This is a genomic window from Aminobacter sp. MET-1, assembly GCF_026521175.1.
GTDB lineage: Bacteria > Pseudomonadota > Alphaproteobacteria > Rhizobiales > Rhizobiaceae > Aminobacter.
In genome coordinates this window covers 72646-81864 of record NZ_JAMSHL010000024.1, presented here as the reverse complement: position 1 = coordinate 81864, position 9219 = coordinate 72646, and the positions used below count along the sequence as shown (strand labels likewise).

The 9219-nt window shown below is 63.3% G+C and carries 8 protein-coding genes and 1 tRNA gene; 2 read left to right on the top strand and 7 right to left on the bottom strand.

Features of this window, described 5'->3' with window-relative positions; all coding sequences use genetic code 11:
- Positions 1 to 119 precede the first annotated feature (119 nt).
- From NDO48_RS24900 to NDO48_RS24885, 4 genes are all read right to left on the bottom strand, one after another.
- A complete protein-coding gene (locus NDO48_RS24900; protein ID WP_018426516.1) occupies positions 120 to 2195 on the bottom strand; it encodes a putative bifunctional diguanylate cyclase/phosphodiesterase in 2076 nt (691 codons plus the stop codon).
- Positions 2196 to 2436: 241 nt separating this feature from the next.
- Positions 2437 to 2967: a DedA family protein gene (locus NDO48_RS24895; protein WP_267322592.1), complete on the bottom strand. Its 531-nt coding sequence runs from the start codon at positions 2965 to 2967 to the stop codon at positions 2437 to 2439.
- A gap of 146 nt (positions 2968 to 3113) precedes the next feature.
- Positions 3114 to 4085, bottom strand: a complete 972-nt coding sequence (locus NDO48_RS24890) for a DUF1402 family protein (RefSeq protein WP_416377222.1) — start codon at positions 4083 to 4085, stop codon at positions 3114 to 3116.
- 121 nt (positions 4086 to 4206) lie between these two features.
- Entirely contained in the window at positions 4207 to 4977 is a 771-nt protein-coding gene (locus NDO48_RS24885; RefSeq protein WP_267322590.1) for a 2-keto-4-pentenoate hydratase, read from the bottom strand.
- A gap of 218 nt (positions 4978 to 5195) precedes the next feature.
- Here NDO48_RS24885 and NDO48_RS24880 point away from each other — a divergent pair, with 218 nt between their 5' ends.
- On the top strand, positions 5196 to 6299 hold the full coding sequence (locus tag NDO48_RS24880; protein ID WP_267322589.1) for a helix-turn-helix transcriptional regulator: 1104 nt from the start codon (positions 5196 to 5198) through the stop codon (positions 6297 to 6299).
- Positions 6300 to 6312: 13 nt separating this feature from the next.
- Here the strand turns inward: NDO48_RS24880 and NDO48_RS24875 are convergent, their stop codons facing one another.
- The gene (locus NDO48_RS24875) at positions 6313 to 6960 is read right to left on the bottom strand and encodes a DUF5074 domain-containing protein (protein ID WP_267322588.1); all 648 of its coding nucleotides are present in this window, start codon (positions 6958 to 6960) and stop codon (positions 6313 to 6315) included.
- A gap of 36 nt (positions 6961 to 6996) precedes the next feature.
- On the bottom strand, positions 6997 to 8217 hold the full coding sequence (locus tag NDO48_RS24870; protein WP_267322587.1) for a helix-turn-helix domain-containing protein: 1221 nt from the start codon (positions 8215 to 8217) through the stop codon (positions 6997 to 6999).
- Between the two features lie 348 nt (positions 8218 to 8565).
- Here NDO48_RS24870 and NDO48_RS24865 point away from each other — a divergent pair, with 348 nt between their 5' ends.
- Positions 8566 to 8922, top strand: a complete 357-nt coding sequence (locus NDO48_RS24865; protein WP_018426523.1) for a cupin domain-containing protein — start codon at positions 8566 to 8568, stop codon at positions 8920 to 8922.
- 176 nt (positions 8923 to 9098) lie between these two features.
- Here the strand turns inward: NDO48_RS24865 and NDO48_RS24860 are convergent.
- Positions 9099 to 9174, bottom strand: a tRNA-Phe gene (locus NDO48_RS24860).
- Between the last annotated feature and the right edge of the window lie 45 nt (positions 9175 to 9219).

Genomic DNA, 9219 nt, shown 5'->3' with positions numbered 1-9219 from the left:
ACCCCAAGAAGGAACGCCCGCGGTCCTAAGCCAAACAAACCTCTGGCCAACAACCAAAAGCCCCGCAAACGCGGGGCCTTTTCTTGCAGGGAAAGGGACGCGAACCCGGGGGAGGACGTTCAGGCGACGTTGCTCGCCACAGCGGTGGCCGATCTGCGCATCGACAGCCACAACGCCGTCTGGTCGCCAGGCATCGGCAGGGCGATGCCATAGCCCTGGACGGCTGGGCAGCCGAGTTCCTGCAGGCAGGACAGCTCGGCGTCGGTTTCGGCTCCTTCGGCCACGACCGAGATGCCGAGACCGCGCGCCAGCTCGACGATGGCCCGGACGATCTTCGCATTGGCCGGCTTCTTGTTGATGCCGCTGACAAAGCGGCGGTCGACCTTCAGCCTGTCGATCTCGTTGTCGCCAATATGCGCGAGCGAGGCGTAGCCAGTGCCGAAATCGTCGAGTTCCATGCGAATGCCGGCCCGGCGCAGATGCGTGAGCGCAAGCCCGATGCCGCTGTGCTCGTCGTCGAGCATCACCGACTCGACGATCTCGAGCGCAACCAGACGCGCCGGCAGGCCCTCGCGCCGCAGGAGTGAGAGCAGATGGCTGGCAAAACCGGGCTCGCGCAGTTCCTGGGCCGAGGCATTGAGCGAAAGACGGCCGAAAGCGAGGCCCGAACGATGCCAGGAGGCGGCCGTGGCGATGGCCTTCGCATAGATGATCCGGCCGATGGCCGGCATGAGGCCAGCCTTTTCGGCCACGGGCAGGAATTCGCCGGGCGAAACGGAGCGCCCGTCAATCTGCCAGCGCACCAGCGCCTCGACGCCGATGACCTCGCCCGCTCGGAGCGAAACCTGTGGCTGGAAATGAACCGTAAACGCTTCCTCGGCGATTGCCTTGCGCAGCGCCCGTTCGAGGTTCGTCTGCTCCTCGAACTTGTCGCGTAGGGTCGTGGTGAACAGCTTGTAGCAGCCCCGGCCTTCGGCCTTCGCCCGATAGAGCGCCAGATCGGCGTTGACCATCACGTCGTCGACGACGCTGTCTTCGCTGAACAGGGCGGCACCCACGCTGGCGCTCGGTTTGATCGAGGTGCCGGCAAACTCGATCGGTGCCTTGAGCGCGTCGACGATGCGCGCCACCACCCGGCCTGCATCCATGTCGGAGCCGGCGTCGTTGAGAACAATGGTGAACTCGTCGCCGCCCAGCCGAACGCAGACGTCCGACTCGCGGACGGTCGTCAGCAATCGACACGCCGTCTCCACCAGGACGGCGTCGCCCGCCGCATGGCCGAACGTGTCGTTGACCGTCTTGAAGTGGTCGAGGTCGATACGGACGATTGCCAGGGTTTCGCCCTTGCGCTTGGCGCTGGCAACCGCCGTCTCGATGTAGTCGTTGAGGAAGGCCCTGTTGTAGAGGCCGGTCAGTGCATCATGGTTGGCGGCAAACGCCATCGCGTCGCGCGCCTTGAGCAACTCGCTGGTGGTGGCGACCACCTTGCGGACCAGCGGGCGGAAGATGAGCAAGGCTTCGGCAATCAGCAGCAGGATCGTCAGGATGAAGACGGTCAGGTGGACTTTCTCGACGACCAGGCCCTTTCCGCGTGCCTCGGAAGAAAACAGCCGCGTCAGCGTCTCATATTCCCGACGGGCTTTCTCGACGACATAGAGTCTCAGCGCGGTGAAGTGGGTGACCGCTTCCGACGGCATGCTGGCCGACACGTTGAGCGGCAGCGCGTCCTGGAAGGCGTAGACCGTCTGCGCCAGGGTTTCGGTCGATTGCCTGAGCTGGCCCGGCGCCTGCTCGAACAGCCGCACAGCGTCCTCGGAGAGCTCCAGGCGGTAAAGCGGCGAATTTGGGTTGGTCGAGCCTTCGCGGATCAGCTGCTCGTTGTTGAGGAACTCGGTCAGTGCGTGGTGCAGGTTCTGCCGCGCCTGGGTGCGCATCCACTGGCCGTGGGCCATGTAGGCTTCGGTCGCCGACAGCAGGATGCGTTGCGACAGCATCTGCTGGCGCGCCCCGATCTCGATCAGCGCACCCTTCTGCACATTGGCAGAGATCACCGAACTGAGCAGGAAGAAGCTGGCGGTCGCCAGCGACGCCACCAAAAGCAGCGCGCCCGCATAGGACGCGCTGGTCTTGCGCATCAGACCATGCGCGAGCAACTGGTGTTCCGAACTTGGCCGAAGCCGCTTGTCCGGTGACATGCCGTTCTCCCCCTAGAACCAGCTCAGAATTCCTCCGGCCGGAAACTTAGGCGGCAATAGTGAAATCGATGTAAATCTCCAGACGTCGCAGATGATAAATTTGCGCTGTCAAGCCATGCCGAAATCGAAATGCCGATACATGATTTATATATTTGAGATTAGATCCATGATGAATTTGCAATCGACGCTATTCGAAGTGTGGCGCACGAAACGGTGGCGATGCTCGCTTGGATGTTCTCGGTCACAAGTGTTTCATGGCCAAGATGCCGGGCGACAGAAGTGTAGCCGACCACAGGAATGCTGAGAACCAGTTCGCGACCTGGAACGGCACGACCCTCAGTCCACATACCCCGGAAACGAATGGAACGGTTGCCCGCAAGGGGCCGAAGAATCGGCAGAGCACGATGCTGAGCGCTCCCCAGCGCTGGAAGAACGCTTCGCCTCGCGGCAGCAGATCAGGGTAGCGCCTGGCCAGCCGGGAGTCGTGCACGACATGTGCGAAGCGCCTGCCGAGCCAATAGGACACCCAGTCGCCGAGTGCCGCGCCGGCGCTGATCGCGATCCATACCGGGGTGATGTCGACGCCGCTCGCGCCGATCGAGAAACCGATGCCGATGAGAAGTGCTGTTCCGGGAATGAGCAGCGGTATGAAGGGCAGGGACTTCACGAAGGCGAGTATGAAGGCGATCGTGGTGAGCCAGCCTTCGGCTTCCTGGATAAGTTCGCCGACCGCGGCGGCGTATGGGCCCAAGTCGGCGACATATGGAAACAACCGGCCATCCTTTGTCGGGTGATACGCAGAAGCGACGCTGAAGTAGGAAGTTCAAGCGCGGAGCCCGCATTGCGTGGCTGGCGAAACGAAGCGGTGCCGATCTGCGCAAGAAACAAATGCGTTTCTCGAAGAAGTGCGCCAATGTCCTAGTCGTCGCTCAGAAGTGCCTGCAACTCGGCCAGCCTGTCGTTGATCAGCCAGCCATAATAGTTTTCGACGGGCAGCTTCCGCCCACTGCCGCTCGCCACGGCCTGCCTCAGTTCGGCTGCGCGCCGCCGCGGCTGGCCAACATTGAAAAGGGTCGCGGTAATGCCGGGATTGCCGGAAATGTCGAAGCCCTGGTCGGCATAGGCGTCGATTGCGTCGCGCACGATGGCCGCTATGTAGATGATCGCCCGGTCGGGATCCATGATGTCGCGATAGATGGCCTGCGGTTTTTCCGGGGTGAGCTTGGCAAAGCCGCTGTTTCGGTTGACGAGGTCGGTTACCTGAAGCGCTGTGAGCGGGCTGATCTGGCCGAGGCCGAATGTCTGGCCCGCATAGAACGGCTGGAAGAAGGCGCGTTGCATGGTCACGCCGTCATAGGTCACGCCATCGACCGTTCGGCCGCGAAAGGCATCCTCCCAGACCTGGTCGCGACAGCTCCAGAGGATGGCGCTGCCCTTGTCCTCGGAGCAGTTGGCAAACTCCGGCCGCGTCAGGAATTCCTGGACGGATTTTCCCTTGTACCGGAAGGAGAAGTCAGCATTGGCGTAAGCCAAGGCCTTGACGTAATAGGTCTGGGCGGTGCCGACGGCGCTGACGTTGTAGGTGTGCTCGCCCACAAGCGCGCCGATGATGTGGATCGGCGCAACGTCATAGGCCGCCGCCGCTTTCCTGATCTGGACCATCAGCTTCCTTTCGCGTTGCAGCAACGCGACGATCTGCTGGTATTTGGCGTCATAGGTCGTGTTGAAGGCGCTTGTGCGCCGCGCCGAAGCATCCGGGATGGTTGGCTGGCTGGCCGACCGGTTGCCGGCAGGCACGACCACCATCTTGTCGGCCAGCGAGGCAGTCGGTGCCCCCGATATGGCAATCGCCACCGCAACTGCCGCCACGGCTTTCGTTAGCCTGCCAATAAATCCCATTCCTCGCCCCCTCAGCCGTTCACCCGCGTCCACATAAGCATAGGTCGCCATGACCGGCGATGCGGCGGATTGCTTCACGAAGGTTCGGCTGGCGCGCGCTCGACGTCGAAGTTCACTCGAACCGGCAGGACACGGAGCCCAGTGTTCCGAACTCGACAGACAGGGTCTGGCCCGGAAGTACCTGAAGGATCGGCAGGCATGAGCCGGTCAAGACGACATCGTCGGCATTGAGTTGCCGATGATCGCTTGCAAGCTTCCGTGCCAGCCATGCGACCGCTTCGAGCGGATGGCCGAGGATGGTGCCTGCCGTGCTGCGTGCGACGACGTTGCCGTTCAGCCGTGCCGTCACCTTCAGCCGATCGAGTTGCGATGGGTCGATATGATGGTGCGAAGCGCCGCGGATCGTCGCCACATGCAGGCCGAAATCGGCGATCGCCATGAGCGCGCTCACCCCGGTTGGGCGGCTGCGGCGCCCGAGCAGCCCAATCGCCGGCTGGCAGGCGACGACGATGCCCGCGGCCGTCTGGCGGTCGATCGGGTCGATCGAAAACGGGTAAGTTTCGCCGATGGTCAGCGCCAGTTCGCACTGCGCGCCAAGCATGCCCCGGGGCAGGGTGATGTGCTCAAGACCGTCGTGAAACGACCTGCTGGCAATTGGCGCAAAGATCGGCGAACCAAGGTCGAGCGACCGTTGCACCGCGGGGTTGGTCGCCACAAGCGAGTAGCCCCTGAAGTCGTCGTCGAAGAGGTCGAGTGCTGCGGATTGCGCCGACAGCGCATCGGCTTCAGTCTCCAGGAGCGACATCGGCAGGTCGGTGACCAGCCCGGCGCGCCGATTTCGTGCCAGGTTCTCTGCCAGATTCTGAAGCTGTGCAGCGTCCATGGGCGACCTCGCATGGTTCCAGCATCAGGATAGGGCGGAAGCGCATAAAAATTCGAGATGGAAAGCTGGCCAAAGAAATAAACATCGGCGGTCGGCCATGGGACACCTCGTTCCTTTTTTGGGACAGTTTGTTCCAACGCGGCAGTGTCGGGTCGATTGGCGTTGCAATAGCATCGGATGCGGAGTGTTATCACTGAGATCGTGGAAGGGGGCCCACGTTGAAGATCGATATCCAGAAACTCGACCAGGCCCTGGATGGTGCCATCGAAGCGGCCATCGACGGCTCGTTGTGGCATGGCGTCGTCGAGGACATCGCCCGGGCAACCGGGTCGTACGGAGCCAACATCATCCCGGTGACGGAGCGTGCGCCGGGGCTGATCATCGCCAGCGACAGTCTGGGCGGGGTGTTCGACGACTATTTCAGCGATGGCTGGCATGAGAACGACTTGCGGCTCCGCGCCTTGCCATTGCTGCTGCGCGACGGCACTGCCTGCGATCCGCAATACACTTCCCGCGACGAGTTTGAGCAGCACGCCTACTACAGGTTCCTTGCCAAGCACGGCATTGGCCGTAGCTGCATGATCGGCTTCTCTATGCCCTCGGACATGCTCGTGCTGACGCTCAACCGAAAGCTCGAGCAGGACTTCTTCGACGAGGAAGAGGTCGCTGTCCTGGGCACAATGCGCGATCGCTTGATGATGTCGTCGGCGATCATGCGCGCCGCCTCGCGCCAGAAAACGGCCGGCATGGCCGAGGCCTTCGAGATGGCCGGGCTCGCGGCCATTTTCTTCGACAGGTTCTGCAAGGTGACGACGGTGAACGGCCCGGCGGAAAGACTGCTGGGAGGCGACCTCCAGGTTTCAGAGCGTGAGCTGCGCTCATCTCGCCGCAACGAAACCAGACTGATCGAGGAGCGGATGCGCGCCGTCCTCAGCGAGGATTGGCTGGGACAGGGCGCAGCCCATGGGCCGATCTTCATAGAGCGTCCGGGCCTGCGGCCGCTCGTGCTGCGCCTCCAGCGGCTGGGCGGCAATTTCCCCGACGTCTTCGCCCATTCGGTCGGTGTCTGCCTGGTCGAGGATTCCGAAGCTGTGGCGAGGTCCGAGCCGCAATTGCTCCGTCAGATGTTCGGCCTGACCCCGACAGAAGCCGAGATTATGGTGCTGCTCGGCCGCGGCATGCGCCTGCGCGACATCGCCGAAGTGAAATCGATTGCTTACGAGACGGCGCGCTCACATCTGCGTTCGATCTTCACCAAGACCGACACCGGCAGGCAGGCCGAACTGGTGGCCCTGGTCGCCAACGTTCGCGCCCGGTGCTGACGGGAAACGGCAACTAGCGGGCCGCTGATCTTGCCGGGCGGCGGATCGCCCTGACCACGCCTTTGTTGCCGCCGCCGCAGTAGAAGCGGCTGCCGCCATCGGATTCGAGCCCCGAAACGCCCATGCCCACGGGCATGTCGAGCTGTTCGAGCACCGCACCTGTCTGAGGATCGATACGCCTGACGTCGCTGGTCTCTCCCTCCCAGGTGCCGTGCCACAGTTCGCCGTCGACCCAGGTGACGCCGGTGACGACGCGCTTGGCCTCGATGGTGCGCAGGATGGTTCCGGTCTCGGGATCGATCTGGTGGATTTTCTGGCCGCGATACTGACCGACCCATAACGTACCCTCGGCCCAGGCCATGCCGGAATCGCCACCGCCGCCGGGAGCGGGGATCGTGGCGAGGATCCGGCCGGTCTCGGGGTCGATCTTGTGGATGCGGTCCTCGGCGATCTGGTAGAGATGTTTGCCGTCGAAGGCCGTGCCGGCATGGGCGGCGACGTCGATGGTCTGAACCGTGTCGCCGCTGTCCGGGTCGAAGGCCTGCAGCTTGTCTTCCGATGCAAACCAGACCTTCTTGCCGTCGAAGGTGACACCGGCGACTTTGGAGACGCCGGGGAAGGGGCCGTATTCCCTGATGATTTCGGCAGCTGCGTGTTTCATGGCTCGATCCCTGGCTTCGTTGGCACTGACCTTACCCTAGTCGCTCGGCAGTGGTCCCGGGAGTAACAACACTGTCGGGAAGTCGAGCACCGGCGGGCTGACCCAGCGTTGCGCCGGCCCGCGACCGAACGACTGCACCTTGCCGTCGGCGGCCAACTGCTCGAGCGCGCGCTGCACTGTGCGCGCGCTGGCGCCGAGCGCGATCGCCAGCGCCGAACTCGACCAGGACTCCCCGTCGGCAAGGAAGGCCAGCACCTGAGCATGCTGCCCTTCGGAAGGGGGCGCAAGCACGACGACCTGGCGCGAACGGTTGGGCGCCAGCGCGAAACCTTCTCGTGTCGCACTGATGTCGGCCAGATCCTTGAGCTCGGCGCGCAGACGCCCGATCTCGACCCGCAACCTGGCACGGTGAGATTCGTCGACATGCCTGGCGCGGAAAGCACGAGCGATCAGCGTGCTTCTGGAGACCTCTTCCGGCCATGCCTCGGCTAGGCTCCGGGCAAGCGCAAACAACACCGGCCGGGTTGCCAGCGGCACCACGGTTTGGTCCTGCCTCACGACGTTTCGGCACGCATCGACGACGAGTGTGTCGGAGGCGAAAAGCGCCTCCACCTCTTCCAAAAGCAGCATGCGCCGTTCGCCCTGCGCGATCAGCCGTGCCGCAGGCACTGCCATGGCTCGAGCCACGCCATCGACTTCGGCTATCAATGCGGGAATTTGGGCCTCGCGCGCCGCCTCCTGCGCGTGCGCCAACGCTGCCTTGGCGGCTTTCGTCTGCAGGCGCCGCATGGCGAGGCCGGCCGCGGCCAGTTGGTGTCCGGTCCTGAGCGGGGCCGGCAGTCCGGCGGTGTCTAGCGCCGAAAGCACGCGCGCGGCTTCATCCAGCCGGCCGATAAGCAGCAGGCGCCGAGCTTCCAGTGTGCGCGCATGCGCAGCGTTCAGGCGGTCGCCATGCGCTTCGAGCGTTGCCCTTGCAGCGTCGAGCGCCTTGGTCGGCCAATTCAGGTCGCGGGACACGAGTGCGATTTCTGCTTCGGCGACGACGCAGCGGGCGCGGGCGACGGCCTCTCTTGAGCCGAAGGCTTTGGCGGCACTCGTGAGCAAGGCTTTTGCGCGAACGAGATCGCCAAGCTGGGCCATGGCGATGCCGCGCAGCGCCAGTGCGGGCGGGTCGTCGCGCAGGGCAACCCGCTTGAGCGCGCCGAGCAGGTCCCCAGTGGCGAGTGCGCGCGCCGCGGCAGTGATCAGCGAGTCCATGAGGCATTTCCAGGAAAGGCGGGGTTTCCGTCAGGAATGGGCTGGAGTCGGGACGACAAAGAACTTTCGCTGCCTGATGAAAAGCTGCGACGTTTCCTGGACCTCGTCACACTTGTCACTCTCGCTTCCTCGTTTCCGCCCCTGGTCTTGCACACACCACCGCCCCGGAGGCGCGGCCGATCTGCAGGGTCGCGCAGTTTCATATGCGAGGACAAGGAGCGGCGACATGAAAAGTCACGATGTCACCGGAACGCGAGCTGTCTGGCATTCATCTATGGGAAACTAAGTTGCCCATGGGTGATGGGTCAGGTATTCAAGACGTGTCTGATGAAAATGGGAGGACTGAAAATGACCCGCAATACGATCCTCAAGTTCGGTCGGCCGGTAAGTGCCGACCCCAGCGATTTGCCGGGCTGGGTGGTGGTGGAAGGAAGTCCGTCGATGAAGACGGCCGTCCAGCACACGACCCAGGACGGCAAGGTCCTCTCGGGAACATGGCAGGCAACCCCGGGCACCTACCACGCGAGCTACACGGACTACGAATTCGTCCACATGATTTCAGGCCGCATCATCATCACGCCAGACGGTGGTGAGCCGGTCGAGGTCGGGCCGGGCGACGCGTTTGTTGTGGAAGCGGACTTCAAGGGCACCTGGAAGATCATCGAGCCAGTGACGAAGCATTTCGTCGTCACCGTCGGATCGTAGGAGCGAACCGACGCTGTCGTCCGAGATAACGCTCCCGTTCACCACGAGCGGCAAGTGTGCACTCAAGGTCCCGGCGGCTAGCCGGGGCTGAACGTGGCGACTGTGAGCCAGTGCGCTGAAGGCAATTCAGTACGTCGCCTCTTGAAACGCTTCTAACCACTTGAGATCTGGGGGAGTGGTGCCCGGAGGCGGATTCGAACCACCGACACGCGGATTTTCAATCCGCTGCTCTACCAACTGAGCTATCCGGGCAACTGTCCTCGATCGGGCCGCTAGGGCTTCGATCCGGGCTTCCTG

Coding starts and splice junctions, on each gene's coding strand:
- NDO48_RS24865 (WP_018426523.1), top strand. CDS start 8,566: ATGACCCGCAATACGATCCTCAAGTTCGGTCGGCCGGTAAGTGCCGAC.
- NDO48_RS24870 (WP_267322587.1), bottom strand. CDS start 8,217: ATGGACTCGCTGATCACTGCCGCGGCGCGCGCACTCGCCACTGGGGAC.
- NDO48_RS24900 (WP_018426516.1), bottom strand. CDS start 2,195: ATGTCACCGGACAAGCGGCTTCGGCCAAGTTCGGAACACCAGTTGCTC.
- NDO48_RS24875 (WP_267322588.1), bottom strand. CDS start 6,960: ATGAAACACGCAGCTGCCGAAATCATCAGGGAATACGGCCCCTTCCCC.
- NDO48_RS24885 (WP_267322590.1), bottom strand. CDS start 4,977: ATGGACGCTGCACAGCTTCAGAATCTGGCAGAGAACCTGGCACGAAAT.